Source organism: Mycobacterium sp. 3-98 (genome assembly GCF_035918355.1).
Lineage (GTDB): Bacteria > Actinomycetota > Actinomycetes > Mycobacteriales > Mycobacteriaceae > Mycobacterium > Mycobacterium intracellulare.
Genome location: NZ_CP142360.1, coordinates 1,993,664 through 2,011,960, shown reverse-complemented (window position 1 = coordinate 2,011,960; position 18,297 = coordinate 1,993,664). Strand labels below are relative to the sequence as shown.

17 protein-coding genes and 2 tRNA genes are annotated in these 18,297 nt (G+C 68.6%); 7 read left to right on the top strand and 12 right to left on the bottom strand.

From position 1 onward, the window contains the following. Positions 1 to 10 precede the first annotated feature (10 nt). From QGN30_RS09880 to QGN30_RS09870, 3 genes are read right to left on the bottom strand one after another with little or no spacing between them, the layout of a single operon-like run. Positions 11 to 940, bottom strand: coding sequence for an NADP-dependent oxidoreductase (locus QGN30_RS09880; protein WP_038537026.1), 930 nt, complete (start codon positions 938 to 940; stop codon positions 11 to 13). Between the two features lie 5 nt (positions 941 to 945). Further along, entirely contained in the window at positions 946 to 1,629 is a 684-nt protein-coding gene (locus QGN30_RS09875; protein ID WP_008258983.1) for a uracil-DNA glycosylase, read from the bottom strand. A gap of 41 nt (positions 1,630 to 1,670) precedes the next feature. Continuing rightward, positions 1,671 to 2,618, bottom strand: coding sequence for a thiamine-phosphate kinase (locus QGN30_RS09870; protein ID WP_198347137.1), 948 nt, complete (start codon positions 2,616 to 2,618; stop codon positions 1,671 to 1,673). A gap of 45 nt (positions 2,619 to 2,663) precedes the next feature. Between QGN30_RS09870 and QGN30_RS09865 the strand changes: the two genes are divergently transcribed. Further along, positions 2,664 to 3,248, top strand: coding sequence for a DUF3515 domain-containing protein (locus tag QGN30_RS09865; RefSeq protein WP_014380728.1), 585 nt, complete (start codon positions 2,664 to 2,666; stop codon positions 3,246 to 3,248). On the opposite strand, the gene QGN30_RS09860 is transcribed toward QGN30_RS09865, so the two are convergent. After that, the gene (locus QGN30_RS09860) at positions 3,249 to 4,394 is read right to left on the bottom strand and encodes a D-alanine--D-alanine ligase family protein (RefSeq protein WP_009952774.1); all 1,146 of its coding nucleotides are present in this window, start codon (positions 4,392 to 4,394) and stop codon (positions 3,249 to 3,251) included. It abuts the gene before it with no gap. Positions 4,395 to 4,425: 31 nt separating this feature from the next. Continuing rightward, positions 4,426 to 5,469 carry an NAD(P)H-dependent glycerol-3-phosphate dehydrogenase gene (locus tag QGN30_RS09855; RefSeq protein WP_038537033.1) on the bottom strand — a complete coding sequence of 348 codons (1,044 nt, stop codon included), beginning with the start codon at positions 5,467 to 5,469 and terminating at the stop codon, positions 4,426 to 4,428. A 154-nt stretch (positions 5,470 to 5,623) separates the two neighbouring features. Here QGN30_RS09855 and cofC point away from each other — a divergent pair, with 154 nt between their 5' ends. From cofC to QGN30_RS09840, 3 genes are all read left to right on the top strand, one after another. Then, on the top strand, positions 5,624 to 6,274 hold the full coding sequence (gene cofC / locus QGN30_RS09850) for a 2-phospho-L-lactate guanylyltransferase (RefSeq protein ID WP_038537035.1): 651 nt from the start codon (positions 5,624 to 5,626) through the stop codon (positions 6,272 to 6,274). 141 nt (positions 6,275 to 6,415) lie between these two features. Next, positions 6,416 to 8,617, top strand: coding sequence for an RNA degradosome polyphosphate kinase (locus tag QGN30_RS09845; protein WP_009952778.1), 2,202 nt, complete (start codon positions 6,416 to 6,418; stop codon positions 8,615 to 8,617). Between the two features lie 84 nt (positions 8,618 to 8,701). Then, positions 8,702 to 9,649, top strand: a complete 948-nt coding sequence (locus QGN30_RS09840) for an NUDIX hydrolase (protein ID WP_008259004.1) — start codon at positions 8,702 to 8,704, stop codon at positions 9,647 to 9,649. A 118-nt stretch (positions 9,650 to 9,767) separates the two neighbouring features. On the opposite strand, the gene QGN30_RS09835 is transcribed toward QGN30_RS09840, so the two are convergent. The 3 genes from QGN30_RS09835 to leuC form a co-directional block, all read right to left on the bottom strand. Further along, positions 9,768 to 10,415: an HU family DNA-binding protein gene (locus QGN30_RS09835; protein WP_008259006.1), complete on the bottom strand. Its 648-nt coding sequence runs from the start codon at positions 10,413 to 10,415 to the stop codon at positions 9,768 to 9,770. A 211-nt stretch (positions 10,416 to 10,626) separates the two neighbouring features. Then, positions 10,627 to 11,223, bottom strand: a complete 597-nt coding sequence (gene leuD / locus QGN30_RS09830; RefSeq protein WP_008259008.1) for a 3-isopropylmalate dehydratase small subunit — start codon at positions 11,221 to 11,223, stop codon at positions 10,627 to 10,629. Positions 11,224 to 11,249: 26 nt separating this feature from the next. After that, positions 11,250 to 12,689, bottom strand: coding sequence for a 3-isopropylmalate dehydratase large subunit (gene leuC, locus QGN30_RS09825; protein ID WP_020823239.1), 1,440 nt, complete (start codon positions 12,687 to 12,689; stop codon positions 11,250 to 11,252). An 85-nt stretch (positions 12,690 to 12,774) separates the two neighbouring features. On the opposite strand from leuC, the gene QGN30_RS09820 reads away from it, so the two are divergent. Both QGN30_RS09820 and QGN30_RS09815 read left to right on the top strand, forming a co-directional pair. Further along, a complete protein-coding gene (locus tag QGN30_RS09820; protein WP_014380734.1) occupies positions 12,775 to 13,476 on the top strand; it encodes an IclR family transcriptional regulator in 702 nt (233 codons plus the stop codon). A gap of 50 nt (positions 13,477 to 13,526) precedes the next feature. Then, on the top strand, positions 13,527 to 14,039 hold the full coding sequence (locus QGN30_RS09815) for a pyridoxamine 5'-phosphate oxidase family protein (protein WP_009952782.1): 513 nt from the start codon (positions 13,527 to 13,529) through the stop codon (positions 14,037 to 14,039). Between the two features lie 15 nt (positions 14,040 to 14,054). Here the strand turns inward: QGN30_RS09815 and QGN30_RS09810 are convergent. The 4 genes from QGN30_RS09810 to QGN30_RS09795 all read right to left on the bottom strand — a co-directional run bounded on the left by QGN30_RS09810 (position 14,055) and on the right by QGN30_RS09795 (position 16,693). Continuing rightward, a tRNA-Glu gene (locus QGN30_RS09810) sits at positions 14,055 to 14,127 on the bottom strand. Between the two features lie 73 nt (positions 14,128 to 14,200). After that, positions 14,201 to 14,272: transfer RNA gene (locus QGN30_RS09805), tRNA-Gln, on the bottom strand. A 151-nt stretch (positions 14,273 to 14,423) separates the two neighbouring features. Beyond that, complete coding sequence (gltX, locus tag QGN30_RS09800; RefSeq protein WP_080749737.1) at positions 14,424 to 15,890, bottom strand: glutamate--tRNA ligase; 1,467 nt, start codon at positions 15,888 to 15,890, stop codon at positions 14,424 to 14,426. Beyond that, positions 15,887 to 16,693: a fumarylacetoacetate hydrolase family protein gene (locus tag QGN30_RS09795; RefSeq protein ID WP_009952784.1), complete on the bottom strand. Its 807-nt coding sequence runs from the start codon at positions 16,691 to 16,693 to the stop codon at positions 15,887 to 15,889. Before QGN30_RS09795 ends, gltX begins: the two co-directional genes overlap by 4 nt. A gap of 286 nt (positions 16,694 to 16,979) precedes the next feature. On the opposite strand from QGN30_RS09795, the gene QGN30_RS09790 reads away from it, so the two are divergent. Continuing rightward, the gene (locus QGN30_RS09790) at positions 16,980 to 18,296 is read left to right on the top strand and encodes an MFS transporter (RefSeq protein WP_009952786.1); all 1,317 of its coding nucleotides are present in this window, start codon (positions 16,980 to 16,982) and stop codon (positions 18,294 to 18,296) included. Position 18,297 lies beyond the last annotated feature (1 nt).

The following is an 18,297-nucleotide window of genomic DNA, read 5'->3' as shown; positions in this document are numbered from 1 at the left end:
CGCCGAGCCGTCAATCCCGCACGACCAGGACCGTCTTGCCGGCGCGGCCGCCCCGCTCCCGGCTTTCGAACGCCTCCCGGCCCTCGTCGAGCGGGAACGTCTGGGCGATCGCGACGTGCAACCGGTCGCTGTCGACGAGCGCGGCGAGCTCGGCGAGCTGATCCCGATTCGGTGTGACGATGAAGAAGGTTGCGCTGACGCCGAATTCGTCGGCCCGGCCGTCCGGCGGCGGTGCCGACAACGTCACCAGCCGGCCGCCGCGGCGCAGCACGCCGTAGGACCTTTCCAGCGTCTGCCCGCCGACGGTGTCGACGACGACGTCGTAGGCGGCGCCGTCCTCGTCAAATGCCTCGGTGCGCGTGTCGATCACCCGCTGCGCGCCGCAGCCGCGAAGAAGATTCGCGGTGTCGCTGCGCACGGTCGCGGTCACCCGCGCACCCAGCAGGGCGGCCAACTGAACGGTCAACAGGCCCACCCCGCCGGCGCCTCCGTGCACCAGCACGCTCTCCTTTGGCTGCACCGCGGCGTGATCGACCAGTGCCTGCAGCGCGGTCAGGCCGGCCAGCGGGAGCGCGGCGGCGACGACGTGGGAGACCGTCGACGGTTTGGCGGCCAGATCGGCCGCGGGCACGGCGACGAAATCGGCGGCCGCGCCGTCGCGGTCGAACGCGATCAGTCCGTAGACCTCGTCGCCGGGCACGAAATCCGTGACGTCGTCGGCCACCGCGGACACCACACCGGAGACCTCGTGGGACGGGATGACGGGGGTTCGGCTGACGCCGTCGCGGGTCCACGTCTCCTCCCATGTCAGCTCGTCGAAGGTGATGGCGGCCGCGTGCACGGCCACCAAGGCTTCCCCGGCCGCCGCGACCGGCACGGGCGCCCGCTCGATCACCAGCTGCTCCGGTCCGCCGCGCCGGTTCGCCCGTAGCGCGGTCATCTCGTTCAGGGCAGCCGCCAATCGATCGCGTCCGCGCCCATTCCGGCCAGCAGTTCGTTGGCACGGCTGAACGGGCGGGAGCCGAAGAACCCCCGCGACGCCGACAGCGGCGAGGGGTGCGGTGACTCGATGGCCACGCAATTGCCTTGGGCGAGAATCGGTTTGAGCGTCGAGGCGTCGCGGCCCCACAGGATCGCCACCAGCGGCAGCGAGCGCGCGGTCAGCGCCCGGATGGCGCATTCGGTCACCGCTTCCCAGCCCTTGCCCCGATGCGACGCCGGATTGCTGGGTCGCACGGTGAGCACCCTGTTCAACAGCAGCACACCACGCTGCGCCCAGGGCGTCAGGTCACCGCACGAGGGCGGGGGGTGGCCCAGGTCGGTCGTGTACTCCTGAAAGATGTTGGCCAGGCTGCGCGGCAGCGGCCGCACCTCGGGGGCTACCGAAAAGCTCAGCCCCACAGCGTGTCCGGGCGTCGGGTAGGGGTCCTGCCCGACGATCAGCACCCGGACCTGGTCGAATGGATAGGTGAAGGCGCGCAACACATTCGGGCCGGCGGGCAGATACCTGCGCCCGGCCGCGATCTCGTCCCGCAGGAACTGCCCCATCTGGGCGACCTGCCCGGCCACGGGTTGCAGCGCGTTCGCCCAGCCCGGCTCGACCAATTCGCTCAGCGGGCGCGCCGTCATCGTCGGCCCTTCGCGATCGGGTAAACGGTCACCGCGTCACCCTAGTACGACTGCCAGCCGGCGTGGCCGCTCCACTCCTGATCGTCGACGAGTACCCGGGCGGGCCCGTCGAGCACCCGCCCGATGATGCGCCATCCGGCCGGCGCGGGTCCGGCGAAACATGCCACCAGTGCGTGGTCTTCGCCGCCCCCCAGCACCCACGGCCACGGATCGGCGCCTGCGGCGGCGGCCGCCGCGGCGAGCGCGTCGCGGTCGGCGGCCAGCGCCGCCGTGGACAGGTCGATGCCTACCCCCGACGCGTCGGCCACATGCCGCAGGTCGGCGATCAGGCCGTCGGAGACGTCGATCATCGCCTGCGCTCCCCAGGCGGCGGCGACCGCACCCTGACCGTACGGCGGCTCGGGCACCACATGCCGGCGCCGCAGCTCCTCGAACCCACCAATGTCGTTGTGCCACAAGGCGAATCCCGCGGCCGAACGGCCCAGGTCGCCGGCGACAGCGACCAGCGAACCCGGCGTTGCGCCCGATCGCCGCACCGGCTCGCGGCCGCCGAGATCGCCGAGCACCGTCACCGAGATCACCCACTGCGGGCAGCTGACCAGGTCGCCGCCGGCGATGCCGGCCCCGACCCGTTGCGCCTCGTCCCACATCCCGTCGACGAGCGCGTCCACCGCGGCCGCCGGCGTCTCACCGGGCGCGCCGAAGGCGACGACGAACGCCGTGGGCCGCGCGCCCATCGCCTCGATATCCGCGGCGTTTTGGGCGATCGCCTTGCGGCCGATGTCGTGCGGCGTCGACCAGTCCAGCCGGAAGTGGCGGTCCTGCACCAGCATGTCGGTCGACACCACGGTGCGGCCATCGCCGGCCGCCACCAGCGCCGCGTCGTCACCCGGCCCGAGCACCACAGCGGCGGGCTGGCGGCGACCGGCCACCAGGCGGTCGATCACGGCGAATTCGCCGAGTTGCCGCAGCGTCGATTCGTCCCGCACGCCACCCACGATAATTGGCCATCGGGGTGAGCTGAGGCGATAGTGATGTGGGGACAGGAGGTGCGGGCGGTGGCAACCGAATCGGACGCCGACGGCGGGCCGCCGCGCGCGGTGATCATCGTCGCGGTGGCGCTGGCCGTCACGACCATCGGGGTGATCCTGGCGATCGCGGCCACCCGTGAGGCGCCCCCGCAGCCGGTCGCCGTCGCGGGCGTCCCGGCGCCGCAGGCCGACAGCCCCGCGTGCCGGGCGCTGATGGACGCGCTGCCGCAGCGCCTGGGTGACTACCAGCGGGCGGCGCTCGAGCAGCCGGAACCGGTGGGCGCGGCGGCATGGCGCTCCGGGCGGGGCGCCGACCCCGTCGTGCTGCGCTGCGGCCTGGACCGCCCGGGCGAGTTCGTCGTCGGCTCCCCGATCCAGGTGGTCGACCGGGTGCAGTGGTTCCAGGTGCGCTCCGACCAGCAATCCGCCGGTGACGCCGGCAGATCCACCTGGTACGCGGTGGATCGCGGTGTCTACGTGGCGCTCACGCTGCCCACCGGGTCGGGCCCGGCGCCCATCCAGCGCCTGTCGGAGGTGATCGCGCAGCGCATCCCGGCCGGGCCCATCAGCCCCGGGCCGGCGCGCTAGCTAGCGCAGGCCCACCCCGCGGGCCAGCGCCGTCTCGACCATCGTCGCCAGCAGGGTCGGGTAGTCCACGCCGCTGGCCGCCCACATCCGCGGGTACATCGAGATCGTGGTGAACCCCGGCATCGTGTTGATCTCGTTGAGCACCGGCCCGTCCTCGGTGAGGAAGAAATCCACCCGCGCCAGACCCTGGCAGTCGATGGCCTTGAAGGCGCGGACCGCCAATTGGCGCACTGTGTCGGCGATTTCGTCGTCGACCTTTGCGGGCACGTCCAATTCGGCTGCGTCGTCAAGGTATTTGGTGGCGAAGTCGTAGAACGAATCCTCGCGGCCCCGCACGCCTGCCACCCGGATCTCGCCGAGCGCGCTGGCTTCGACTGTGCCGTCGGGCATTTCGAGCACACCGCACTCCAGCTCGCGGCCGACGATCGCGGCCTCGACGATGACTTTGGGATCGTGGCGGCGCGCCGCGGCGACGGCGGCGTCCAGCTGGTCCCAGCTCGCTACCCGGCTCACACCGATCGAGGAACCTCCCCGGGCGGGTTTGACGAACACCGGCAGCCCCAGCCGCTGGCACTCCTCGGGCCGCAGCCGCGCGCGCGAGGGGCGCAGCACCGCGTAGTCGCCGACCGGCAATCCCTCGGCGGCGAACAGCTTCTTGGTGAACTCCTTGTCCATGCCGGCGGCGCTGGCCAGCACACCGGCCCCCACATACGGCACGCCGGCGAGTTCGAGCAGACCCTGGATGGTGCCGTCCTCGCCGTAGGGGCCGTGCAGCACGGGGAACACCACGTCGACGGACGCCAACACCTCACCGGCGCCGGGCGGCAGGGCGACCAATTGGCCGCCGCGCCGCGGATCGGCCGACAGCGCCAGTTCGGTTCCCGACTCGGCGGTGACTTCGGGCAGCCGCCGGTCGGTGATCGCCAGCGCGGCCGGGTCGCCGTCGGTGAGCACCCAGGAACCTTCCGGGGTGATGCCGATCGCGACCACCTCGAAACGCTCGGGGTCGAGGTTGCGCAGAATGCTGCCCGCCGAGACGCACGAGATGGCGTGCTCGTTGCTGCGCCCCCCGAAGACGACGGCCACGCGCGCCCGCTCGCCGCCCCCCGAGCCGGGGCGCGGCGTCGACCGATCGCTGGCATTCACAATCTCAAGAGGCTACCGGGTAGGTGGGGTCTCACTCGGGCTTGGTGCGGCGGCCCAACAGCAGCGCCATCGCCTCGTCGACCGACAGCCCCTTGTGGCAGACCCGGTGCACCGCGTCGGTGAGCGGCATTTCGACGTCGTAACTGGCCGCCAGCGCCAGCACCGACTCGCAGGACGTCACACCCTCGACGACGTGCCCGTCGCCGCCGTCGGGCGTGCCGGAAAGAATCGACTCGACGGTTGCTCCGCGGCCGAGCCGTTCACCGAACGACCGGTTGCGCGAATGCGGGGAGCTGCACGTGGCCACCAGGTCGCCCACGCCGGCGAGCCCGGCCAGCGTCGCGCCCTTGGCACCCAGCGCGATCCCCAGCCGCATGATCTCGGCCAGGCCCCGGGTGATGATCGCCGCCGCGGTGTTTTCGCCGAGCCCCACGCCGGCGGCCATCCCGCAGGCGAGCGCGATCACGTTCTTGCACGCCCCGCCGATCTCGGTGCCCACCACATCACTGTTGGTGTAGGGGCGAAAGTATCCGCTGTTCAGCATGCGCTGCAGGGCGACGGCCCGGCCCGAGTCACCGCAGGCGACCACGGTCGCGGCCGGCTGGCATCCGGCGATCTCGCTGGCCAGGTTCGGCCCCGAGATCACCGCGACGTGAGCGGGGTCGACGCCAGTCACCGCGACGATCACCTGGCTCATCCGCATCAGGGTGCCCAGCTCGATGCCCTTGGCCAGGCTGACCAGGGTCGCGCCCTCGCGCAGCAGCGGCGTCCAGCGCTCGAGGTTGCTCCGCATCGTCTGCGCCGGCACGCCGAGCAGCACCGTGGACGCGTTCTGGAGCGCCTCGGCGGCGTCGGCGGTGGCGCGGATGCCCGCCGGCAGCGACGTGCCGGGCAGATAGTCCGGGTTCGATCGGGTGGCGTTGATCCGCTCGGCGAGCTCGGGCCTGCGGGCCCACAACGTGACATGTGTTTCCGGCCCGCCCGCCTCGACGAGCACCTTCGCCAGCGCCGTGCCCCACGCCCCGGCGCCCATGACCGTGACGGCGCCGGTCGAACCGGCATGCGTGCTGGTCATGTGTCACCCCCTGTCGTGGTCGGCGTTGCTCATGCGGCACGTGCGGCCGCTACACCCTAGATCAGCGACGGACCGGGCGTCACGCGGCCAGCGTGTCCCGCGCGCCGGGGCCATGACGCCGGCGCGCGGAGCCGCGCTGGCAGGATGACATCTCATGAGCGGCATACGAGCCGACGGCGCGGGCGATGTCGCGTTGATCATCGCCGTCAAGAGGTTGGCCGCGGCCAAGACAAGACTGGCGCCGGTTTTCTCGGCGCGCACCCGCGAGAGCGTGGTGCTGGCGATGTTGATGGACACCCTGACCGCCGCGGGGCGCGCGGAATCGTTGGGCTCGATCACCGTCATCACGCCCGACGACGCGGCGGCCGCTGCGGCCGCCGAGCTGGGTGCCGACGTGCTGGTCGACCCGACGCCCGAGGGCCACCCCGATCCCCTGAACAACGCGATCGCCACCGCGGCGCGCGCGGTGGCAACTTCGTTCTCCAATGTCGTTGCGCTGCAAGGTGATTTGCCGGCGCTGCAGACCCAGGAGCTGGCCGAGGCCGTCGCCGCCGCCCGCCAGCACCGGCGCAGCTTCGTCGCCGACCGGCTGGCGACCGGAACCGCGGCGCTCTTCGCGTTCGGGGGTCCGCTCGATCCCCGGTTCGGTTCCGATTCCTCGGCGCGGCACCGCAGTTCGGGTGCGATCGAGCTGACCGGCGCGTGGCCCGGCCTGCGCTGTGACGTCGACACTCCGACCGACCTCGCTGCCGCCCGCCGCCTGGGGGTGGGCGCCGCGACCGCCCGCGCCATCGCCGCGCACTGATTTGCCTCACGAGCGGTCGATGTCCGGAAAGCGAACGTCGGCCCAACGGCGAATGATTCCCGTGCGCGCTGCGCCCGGTGACGGCCTGTAGTGGCGACCCGCCACGGCCGCGCTCGCGATCACCACTGGCAGCACCCGCGCGTGATGAGCGATGATCGCAGGGTGACTGAAATCGAAGCTGAGGCGCGACCCGACGAGAATTTGTGGCATTCCGGCGACTCGGCCGTGGCGGCGCCCCCGGCTGCGACGCCCACCGCGATGACCGATCTGCCCGACGAGCGTTACCTCAACCGGGAACTGAGCTGGCTGGACTTCAACGCCCGCGTGCTGGCGCTGGCCGACGACAATTCGTTGCCGCTGCTGGAACGGGCGAAATTCCTGGCGATCTTCGCCTCCAACCTCGACGAGTTCTACATGGTGCGGGTCGCCGGCCTCAAGCGCCGCGACGAGATGGGCCTGTCGGTGCGCTCCGCCGACGGTCTGACGCCGCGCAAGCAGCTGGCCCTCATCGGGGAACAGACCCAGCGGATCGCCACCAGGCACGCGCGGGTGTTCCTCGATTCGGTGCGGCCCGCGCTGGCCGAGGAAGGCATCCACATCGTCACGTGGGCGGACCTCGATCAGGCCGAACGCGACGAACTCTCGGCCTATTTCACCGAACAAGTCTTTCCCGTCCTGACGCCGCTGGCCGTCGACCCCGCGCACCCGTTCCCATTCGTCAGCGGGCTGAGCCTGAATCTGGCGGTCATGGTCCGCCAGCCCGAGGATGGTGGCCAGCACTTCGCGCGAGTCAAGGTGCCCAACAACGTCGATCGCTTCGTCGAACTCGCCGCCCCCAGGTCGGGCCGGGACAGCGCCGCGGGCGAAGCCCGGTCCATCGTGCGCTATCTGCCGCTGGAAGAACTGATCGCGGCCTTCCTTCCTCTTCTCTTCCCCGGCATGGAAATCGTGGAGCACCACGCCTTCCGCATCACCCGCAACGCCGACATGGAGGTCGAAGAAGACCGCGACGAAGACCTGCTGCAGGCCCTCGAACGCGAACTGGCGCGCCGGCGGTTCGGCCCGCCGGTGCGACTCGAGATCGCTGACGACATGACCGAGGGCATGCTGGAATTGCTGCTGCGCGAACTCGATGTGCATCCCGGTGACGTCATCGAAGTCCCGGGCCTTTTGGATCTTTCGTCGCTGTGGCAGATCTACGACCTGGACCGCCCGGCGCTCAAGGACCCCGCGTTCGTCCCCGACACGCATCCGGCCTTCGCCGATCGCGAATCCCCCAAGAGCATCTTCGCGACGCTGCGCGAGGGCGACGTGCTGGTGCACCACCCGTATGACTCGTTCTCCACCAGCGTGCAGCGATTCATCCAGCAGGCCGCCGCCGACCCCAACGTGCTGGCGATCAAACAGACGTTGTACCGCACCTCCGGTGATTCGCCGATCGTTCGCGCGCTGATCGAAGCGGCCGAGGCCGGAAAGCAGGCCGTGGCACTGGTGGAGATCAAGGCGCGCTTCGACGAACAGGCCAACATCCGCTGGGCGCGCGCACTCGAACAGGCGGGCGTGCACGTGGTTTACGGACTCGTCGGGCTCAAGACGCACTGCAAGACCTGTTTGGTGGTGCGTCGCGAAGGCTCGGCGATCCGGCGCTACTGCCACATCGGAACGGGCAACTACAACAGCAAGACCGCCCGTCTCTATGAGGATGTCGGCCTGCTGACCGCGGCCCCCGACATCGGCGCCGACCTCACCGACTTGTTCAATTCGCTTACCGGCTATTCGCGTAAGGTCTCCTACCGCAATCTGCTGGTGGCGCCGCACGGAATTCGCACCGGGATCATCGAACGCGTCGAACGTGAGATCGCGGCGCACCGCGAACGCGGGGACGGGCGAATTCGTCTCAAGATGAATGCGCTGGTGGACGAGCAGGTCATCGATGCGCTGTACCGGGCGTCGCAGGCCGGCGTGCGGGTCGAGGTGGTGGTGCGTGGCATCTGCGCGCTGCGCCCGGGTGCACAGGGCTACTCCGAAAACATCGTTGTGCGCTCCATTCTCGGGCGCTTCCTCGAGCACTCGCGGATCATCCATTTCCGCAACATCAACGAATTCTGGATCGGCAGCGCCGATATGATGCACCGCAACCTCGATCGCCGCGTGGAGGTGCTGGCTCAGGTCAAGGACCCCAAGCTCACCGCGCAGCTGGATGAATTGTTCGAGTCCGCACTGGATCCGTCCACGCGCTGCTGGGAACTCGGGTCCGACGGGCAGTGGACCGCGTCGCCGCAAGAGGGCCATACGGTGCGCGACCACCAAGTATCGTTGATGGAGCGGCATCGCAGTCCCTAGACCTGTGCGGTGATTTCCGGTTGTTCCCGGGCCGCAGCGTGATTGAACGTGCGACTCTGACCGAATTGACCTGCAGGAGTTGAGGTGCCGCCTTCGAGCTCGTCTAGCGCCCGGCGCTCTGGAAGCCGAATCGTCCATGCCGCCGGCGCGGTCCTGTGGCGGCCGGGCGATGCCGACACCGCCGACCACGATGTCGAGATCGCCGTCATCCACCGCCCCCGCTATGACGATTGGTCACTGCCCAAAGGCAAAGTGGACCCCGGCGAGACCGCGCCCGTGGCGGCGGTGCGGGAGGTGTACGAGGAGACCGGCCAACACGCCGTCCTGGGCAGGCGGCTCAACGCGGTGAGCTATCCGATCGACGCGGGCGTCAAAAAAGTCTCCTACTGGTCGGCGCGCGCCGTGGGCGGCGAGTTCGTTCCCGGCGACGAGGTCGACCGGTTGCTCTGGTTACCGGCGGCCGAAGCCATGCGGAAACTCGATTACGCCCAGGACCGAAAAGTGTTGCGCCACTTCAACAAAAAGCCGGCGGACACCCACACCGTGTTGGTGGTCCGGCACGCGACCGCGGGACGCAAGTCGCGCTTCTCCGGCGATGACACCAAGCGGCCGCTCGACAAACGGGGGCGCGCGCAGGCCAAGGCGCTGGTTCCCCAGCTGCTCGCCTTCGGTGCTTCGCGGGTGTATGCGGCCGACCGGGTCCGCTGTCATCAGACCGTGGAACCACTCGCCGAGGAACTCGGCTCGACCGTGCACAACGAGCCCACCCTCACCGAAGAGGCCTACGCCAAGAACGCCAAACGCGGCCGCCACCGGATGCTGGACATCGCCGGCGAGCACGGCACACCGGTTGTCTGCACGCAGGGCAAGGTGATTCCGGACCTGATCGCGTGGTGGTGTGCCCGCGATGGGGTGCGGCCGGACAAATCGCGCAATCACAAGGGCAGCACCTGGGTGCTGTCGTTGTCGGGCGGCCGGCTGGTCGCCGCCGATCACCTCGGCGGTGCGCTGGCCGCCAACGTGCGCGCCTAGCGAAAGAGCGACGGCGACGGCCGCCGCTGGCGTGATGCGGCGGCCCGCCGCTAGCACACGAATACCCTCCGGGGCACCGCTGCCGCCGAAGGGTATTCGTGTCTAGAACGTGCTCTGCCTACCGGCGGCCGCGACGCGCGGTCGTCTTCTTGGCGGGAGCCTTGCGGGCCGTCGACTTGCTCGCGGCCTTCTTAGCCGGGGCCTTGGTCGCGGCCTTGCGGGCCGGGGCCTTCTTTGCCGCAGTCTTCTTGGCCGGAGCCTTGGTCGCGGCCTTGCGGGCCGGAGCCTTCTTCACTGCGGCCTTCTTGGCCGGAGCCTTCTTCACTGCGGCCTTCTTGGCGGGAGCCTTCTTGGCCGCAGCCTTCTTGGCGGGAGCCTTCTTGGCCGCAGCCTTCTTGGCGGGAGCCTTCTTGGCCGCGGTCTTCTTGGCCGCGCCCGTGCCACCTACCACGCCGCGCTTGACGGCCGGGCCGTCCGACGGGAGACGCTGTGCGCCAGACACAACCGCTTTGAATTGGGCACCGGGACGGAACGCGGGGACGGAAGTCGGCTTCACCTTCACCGTCTCACCGGTACGCGGGTTGCGAGCCACGCGCGCTGCGCGGCGCCGCTGTTCGAACACACCGAACCCGGTAATGGTGACGCTGTCGCCCTTGTGTACCGCACGCACAATGGTGTCGACAACGTTCTCGACCGCTGCGGTCGCCTGCCGACGGTCCGTGTTCAATTTCTGTGTGAGCACATCAATGAGCTCTGCCTTATTCATCAATCCCTCCGACACTAGTGGTCCTCGATTTTGAACCGACTAGTGGACACGGTAAACCCTCACCCAGCAAATTTCCAAGAGCCACGCGCAATTTCACGGCAAGGGGTACGGCGTTTTCGCAATCCGGTTGCCGCCCTTGACCGGTGGGGGATCGTAAAATCGGCCCGGTTTAGTTAGCCGATCGAGCAGAAATTCGGCTCCGTCCGACCGTTCAGGAGGTGGACAGAGTGCGAGGTTTCCAGTCCGGATAGGCCGCCTCGAAAGACTCGATTTCATCGAGTTTCCGCAGCGTAAGGGCTATATCGTCGAGACCTTCGAGTAGCCGCCACGCGGTGTGGTCGTCAATCTTGAACGGCAGCACCGTCGTTCCCGCGGTGATATTTCGATCTTGAAGATTGGCAGTGATTTCCAAGCCGGGGCTCTGCTCGATCAGCTTCCAGAGCAGCTCCACCCCGTCCTGAGAAACTTCGGCCGCTAGCAGCCCCGCCTTGCCGGCGTTGCCCCGGAAAATGTCACCGAATCGAGACGAGATGACCACTCGGAACCCGTAGTCCATCAGCGCCCACACCGCATGCTCGCGCGACGAGCCCGTCCCGAAATCGGGTCCTGCGACCAGGACCGACCCCCGATCAAACGGGCTGAGGTTGAGCACGAATGACGGATCCGACCTCCAGCTCGCGAACAAGCCGTCCTCGAAACCGGTTCTGGTTACACGCTTCAAATACACCGCCGGAATGATCTGATCGGTGTCGACGTTGGAGCGCCGCAGCGGCACACCGATACCGGTGTGGGTGTGAAAAGCTTCCATGCTCATCCCTTCAGACGTCGGATACGTCAGCTCAAATCGGCCGGAGCGGACAATGTGCCCCGAACTGCTGTCGCCGCGGCAACGGCCGGAGACACCAAATGCGTGCGGCCGCCTTTACCCTGGCGCCCTTCGAAGTTGCGGTTGGACGTCGCCGCGCACCGCTCGCCCGGCGCCAACTGGTCCGGATTCATCCCCAGGCACATCGAGCAGCCCGCCTGCCGCCATTCGGCACCCGCGGCGGTGAAAACCTCGCCCAGCCCTTCGTCTTCGGCCTGCGCGCGCACCCGCATCGACCCCGGCACGACGAGCATCCGCACCCCCGGGGCGATTTTGCGCCCGCGCAAAATGTCGGCCACGGCGCGGAGATCTTCGATACGACCGTTGGTACAAGAGCCCACGAACACCGCGTCGACGGCGATGTCACGCATCGGGGTACCCGGTCGAAGGTCCATGTATGCCAACGCTTTCTCAGCGGCCTGGCGCTCGCCGTCGTCGGCCATCAGTTCGGGGTCGGGCACGGCGGCGGCCAGCGGCACGCCCTGGCCGGGGTTTGTGCCCCACGTCACGAACGGGCTCAGCGACTCCGCATCGAGGTAGACCTCGGTGTCGAATTCGGCGCCCGGGTCGGTGTGCAGCTGCTGCCAATAACGCATGGCCGCATCCCATTGCGCGCCTTTCGGGGCGTGCGGGCGGTCACGCAGGAACTCGTAGGTGGTGGCGTCGGGAGCCACCATTCCCGCCCGGGCGCCGGCTTCGATGCTCATGTTGCAGACGGTCATCCGGCCTTCCATCGACAGGGATTCGATGGCGCTGCCGCGGTATTCGATGACATGCCCCTGCCCGCCGCCGGTGCCGATCTTGGCGATCAGCGCGAGGATGATGTCCTTGGCCGTCACGCCGGGGGGCAATTTCCCGTCGACATTGACCGCCATCGTCTTGAACGGCCGCAGCGGCAACGTCTGGGTCGCGAGCACGTGCTCGACCTCCGAGGTGCCAATTCCCATGGCCAGCGCGCCGAATGCGCCGTGGGTCGAGGTGTGACTGTCCCCACAGACGATCGTCATGCCCGGCTGGGTGAGGCCCAGTTGTGGCCCCACGACATGCACGATGCCCTGCTCGAGGTTGCCCATCGGATATAGCCGCACACCGAATTCGGCACAATTTCGCCGTAATGTCTCGACCTGCGTGCGGGACACCGGGTCGGCGATCGGCTTGTCGATGTCGATGGTCGGAACGTTGTGATCCTCGGTGGCCAGCGTCAAATCGGGGCGTCGCACCGGCCGGCCGGCCAGGCGCAGGCCGTCGAAAGCCTGCGGGCTGGTGACCTCGTGCACCAGGTGCAGATCGATGTAGATCAGGTCGGGGGCCCCCTGCCCCGAGGCACCCCCGGAGACCACAACATGGTCGTCCCAGACCTTTTCGGCCAGCGTGCGCGGCTTGGCGGCCGCCCCTGCGTCGCTCCCCATATCGAACTCGCCTCAATTCGCGTCATCCGCGGCTCGCCGATCATTCGGGCTGTGATCTCAGAATGCGAGACGCTAGTATCTTCTTGTGAGACAGCATAGCGGTATCGGCGTCCTGGACAAAGCCGTGGGTGTCCTGCACAGCGTCGCCCAATCCCCCTGCGGATTGGCCGAACTGTGTGAGCGGACCGGGCTGCCCCGGGCCACGGCCTATCGGTTGGCGGCGGCCCTGGAAGTCCATCGCCTGTTGGCGCGCGACGACGAAGGGCGTTGGCGGCTGGGCCCGGCCGTCACCGAACTCGCGGCGCACGTCAACGATCCGCTGCTGGCCGCCAGCAGCGCGGTGCTGCCCCTGTTGCGCGAGACCACCGGCGAAAGCGTGCAGCTGTACCGGCGTGAGGGCACCGACCGGGTCTGTGTGGCCGCCCTGGAACCCGCTGCGGGCCTTCGCGATACGGTTCCGGTCGGGGCGCGACTGCCCATGACGGCGGGGTCGGGCGCCAAAGTGCTGCTGGCACATAGCGACGCGGCCACCCAGAAGGCGGTGCTGGCGACGGCCAAATTCACCGAACGAACGCTGGCCGAGGTGCGCCGCCGTGGCTGGGCACAGAGCGTGGCCGAGCGCGAGCCCGGTGTGGCGAGCGTGTCCGCCCCGGTGCGCGACGGCCGCGGCACCGTCGTCGCCGCCATCTCGGTGTCGGGCCCCATCGATCGGATCGGCCGGCGTCCGGGCGCGCGTTGGGCCGCCGATCTGCTGTCCGCCGCCGATGCGATGGCCCGCCGGCTCTAGTTCCCAGGTCCTTCCGCGAGCGCCGCGGCGGGCCTGACAGACTGACCGGCATGGGAACCAATCAGCGCGCGAGCATCGTCATGTCGGAAGACGAGATCGCCGATTTCGTCGTCAAGAGCCGCACCGGAACGCTGGCCACCGTCGGCCCCGACGGCCAGCCTCACCTGACCGCCATGTGGTACGCCGTGGTCGACGGCGAGATCTGGCTGGAGACCAAGGCGAAGTCGCAGAAGGCCGTCAACCTCAAGCGGGACCCGCGGGTGAGCTTTTTGATCGAGGACGGCCACACCTACGACACGCTTCGCGGGGTGTCCTTCGAGGGCGTCGCGGAGATCGTGGACGACCCCGACGTCTCACACCGGGTGGGGGTCAGCGTCTGGGAGCGCTACACCGGCCCTTACACCGAGGACATGAAGCCGTTCGTCGAGCAGATGATGAACAAGCGGGTCTGTGTTCGCATCGTGGCCCGCCGCGCTCGTTCGTGGGATCACCGCAAACTGGGCCTGGCGCCGATGCCGGTGGGTGGATCGACCGCTCCGGCCGTCCTGGGGAACGACCAGTAACTGCGGTTTAGTTTGTAGCCCCGATGGGATTCGAACCCACGCTACCGCCGTGAGAGGGCGGCGTCCTAGGCCGCTAGACGACGGGGCCAGAAACGATCCGAGCAGTCAGCATAGCTCACCGCGCTAAGCCCACCTAATCGCTTGAAACGGTGCGGATTTTGCTGGGGTACCAGGACTCGAACCTAGAATGGCTGAACCAGAATCAGCTGTGTTGCCAATTACACCATACCCCATTGGCCGCCTAAAACTGCTGGTCAGCGCCGATTGCGGGCCTTTGCAAGCTCTTTGGGGACCGCCACTGCCAGTCGTTGTCGGCTTTGGTAAACCGCAGTGCAGACTACCAAAGTCTCGCGGGGCAGTCCGCATGCGTGGTCTGGGTCTCCCCTAACCGATCGTCGCGCGCGCCGCGCGCAGCCGCCGCACGCTGCGGTCGCGGCCCAGCAGCTCGAGCGACTCGAACAGCGGCGGGCTGACCGTCGTGCCGGTGGCGCCCACCCGGATCGGGCCAAACGCCTTGCGCGGTTTGAGGCCCAGCTCGTCGATGAGCGCCGCCTTGAGGGCGGCTTCGATCTGGGGCGTCGTCCAGTCCGCGACGCCGTCCAGCGCGCCCAGCGCCGCATCGAGCACGGTGGCCGAGTCCGGCCCCAGCTCCTTGGCCGCGGCCTTGGGGTCGATCGCGTACTCGTCGTCGTTGAGGAACTTCAACAGGTCCCAGGCGTCACCGAGCACCACGATCCGGGTCTGCACCAGGTCGGCGGCCGTGGCGAAGCCGGCGTCGTCGAGCTCGAGGCGATGACCGTGCACGCCGAAGTAATCGCGCAGCCTGGCGGTGAAGTCCTCGACGGTGAGCATCCGGATGTGCTCGGCGTTGAGCGCGTCGGCCTTTTTCTGGTCGAAGCGGGCCGGGTTGGAGTTGACGTCGACGACGTCGAACGCGGCCACCATCTCATCGAGACTGAACACGTCGTGGTCGTCGGCGATGGCCCAGCCCAGCAACGCCAGGTAATTGAGCAGCCCTTCGGGGATGAAGCCGCGGTCGCGGTGCGCGAACAGGTTCGACTGCGGGTCGCGCTTGGACAGCTTTTTGGTGCCCTCCCCCAATACCGTTGGCAGATGCGCGAACTGCGGGGTGCGCTCGGCGACGCCGATGCGGATCAGCGCCTGATACAGAGCGAGCTGGCGCGGTGTCGACGGCAGCAGGTCCTCGCCGCGCAGCACGTGGGTGATCTTCATCAGCGCGTCGTCACACGGATTGACCAAGGTGTACAACGGATCTCCGTTGGCGCGGGTCAGCGCGAAGTCGGGCACCGACCCGGCCGCGAAGGTGGTGGTTCCCCGCACCAGGTCGTCCCAGCTGAGGTCGCCGTCGGGCATCCGCAGCCGCACCACCGGCTGGCGGCCCTCGGCGAGGAATGCCGCGCGCTGCGAGTCGGTCAGCTGCCGGTCAAAATTGTCGTAGCCCAGCTTGGGATTACGGCCCGCGGCGAGGTGCCGCGCCTCGACCTCCTCCGGCGTCGAAAAGGCGTAGTAGGCCTCTCCCGCCTCGACCAGCTTGGCCACCACGTCGCGGTAGATCTCGTCGCGCAAAGATTGGCGGTACGGGCCGTAGGGGCCGCCCACTTCGGGCCCCTCGTCCCAGTCCAGGCCGAGCCAGCGCAGCGCGTCCAGCAGCGCCAGATAGCTTTCCTCACTGTCGCGTTGGGCGTCGGTGTCCTCGATGCGGAAGACGAAGGTGCCCCCGGTGTGCCGGGCGTAGGCCCAGTTGAACAGCGCCGTGCGGACCATGCCGACGTGCGGGGTGCCGGTGGGCGACGGGCAGAATCGGACGCGTACGTTCGCGGGTGCAGTCACGATTTTCCTTTGCGGAGCACGGGATTGGTCAGGGTGCCGATGCCCTCGATGGTGATGGAGACGGTGTCGCCGTCCTCGATGGGGCCGACGCCCGCCGGGGTTCCGGTGAGGATGATGTCGCCGGGCAGCAAGGTCATCACCGCCGAGATCCACTCGACGATGGAGCCGATGTCGTGGATCAGCAGCGACGTGCGGCTGTGTTGCTTGACCTCGCCGTTGACCTCGGTGCGCAATTCGAGATCGCCCGGGTCCAGCGGCTTGAGGTCGGTCACGATCCACGGCCCGACCGGGCAGAAGGTGTCGTGGCCTTTGGCCCTCGTCCACTGGCCGTCGGCTTTTTGTTGATCGCGCGCCGACACGTCGTTGCCGATGGTGTAGCCGAGGATGTTGTCCGCGGCCTGGGCGGCCGAGACGTCCTTGCAGGGCCGGCCGATGACCACGGCCAGCTCGCCCTCGAAGTGAACCGGTGATGCGTTGGCCGGCAGGCGAATCGGTACGTTGGGCCCGATGATGGCGGTGTTCGGCTTGAGGAATATCACCGGCTCGGCCGGCGCGGGGCCGGTCATGTCCTTCATCTCGGCGATGTGATCGGTGTAGTTCTTGCCGACACAGACCACCTTGCTGGCGAGTATCGGGGCGAGCAGCCGGACGTCGGCGAGCGGCCATGACCGGCCGGTGAAGTTCGGCGTGCCGAATGGATGCTCGGCGATCTCGCGGGCGATCATCTCGGCGGGGTCGTCGAGTTCGCCTTCGATGCTGACGAAGGCGACACCGTCGGGGCTGGCGATTCGACCAAGGCGCATTCGGTTGAGCCTAGTGAGGGTCGCGAGCGCGGCGAAGCCGGGCGTGGCGGGCCCCCACCATCCGACCCAGTGAGGGTCGCGAGCGCGGCGTAGCCGGGCGTAGCGGGCCGTCACCATCCGACCTAGTCTGGCGACGATTCGGGCCGGGACGGCCCGAGGAGGAGCCGGACGATCCCGCCTAGCCAGGGTCGCGAGCGCGGCGAAGCCGGGCGTGGCGGGCCAGGCGATGACCAGCAACGGCACACGTCCTGCGGCCAAATTTCCCGGTGGTATGCAAGCATGGGGAATGCAGACCGACTCGACCGATACGCCCGAAATCGGCGCGGGCGTGCGCTGGTCGATCATGGTCGTTTCGCTGCTGGCGACGGCGAGTTCGTTCCTCTTCATCAACGGCGTCGCATTTTTGATCCCGTCGCTGCGAGTGCGCGGAGTCCGGCTGGACGAAGCCGCCCTGCTTGCCTCGATGCCGAGCTGGGGCATGGTGGTGACGCTGGTGTTGTGGGGCTATGTGCTCGACCGGGTGGGCGAACGGGTGGTGATGGCCACGGGCTCGGCGCTGACCGCGGCGGCGGCCTACGCCGCGGCGTCCGCGCATTCGTTGGTGCTGATGTCGGTGTATCTGTTTCTCGGCGGCATGGCCGCCGCCAGTTGCAACACGGCGGGCGGGCGGCTGGTGTCCGCCTGGTTCCCGCCGCAGCAACGCGGCCTGGCCATGGGCATCCGCCAGACCGCGCAACCCCTGGGAATCGCCTTGGGCGCGATGGTAATTCCCGAGCTCGCCGAACACGGACCGCAGCACGGCCTCAGGTTCGCCGCCCTGGCATGCGCGGTCGGGGCGATAGCGAGCGTGATCGGAATCGTCGACCCGCCCCGGAAACCGCGCGCGAGCGCGAGTCATCAGGAACTCGCCAGTCCCTATCGAAAGTCGTTGACGCTGTGGCGGATTCACGCTGTGGCGGGCCTGATGATGATGCCGCAAACGGTGACGGTGACGTTCATGCTGGTGTGGCTGATCAGGAACCTGCACTGGTCGGTTACGGCCGCGGGCGGGTTGGTCACCCTCTCGCAGCTGTTGGGCGCGCTCGGCCGGGTTGCCGTGGGCCGCCTGTCCGATCGCGTCGGGTCGCGGATGCGTCCCGTGCGCTACATCGCGGCGGTCGCGGTGTTGGCGCTCCTCTTGCTGGCGTGGGCCGACTACATGAATTCGCGGTGGCAGGCGGGGCTCATGGTGGTCATCGCGGTGATCTCCGTGCTCGACAACGGGCTGGAGGCCACTGCCATCACCGAATTCGCCGGCCCGTATTGGAGCGGCCGCGCCCTGGGCATTCAGAACACCACCCAGCGCATGATGGCGGCGGCCGGACCCCCGCTGTTCGGCGCCTTGATCGCGGCCGCGAAATATCCACCGGCGTGGCTCTTGTGCGCCTTGTTCCCGTTGGCGGCGGTGCCGCTGGTGCCGACGCGGTTGCTGCCGCCCGGTTTGGAGACCAGGGCCCGGCGGCAAACCGTCCGTCGCGTTCGTTGGTGGCGTGCCATCCGTTCCCACGCAATGCCGAATAGGCCGGAGCGACGTTTGCCGCAACGATCCGGTGAGAACTATTAAT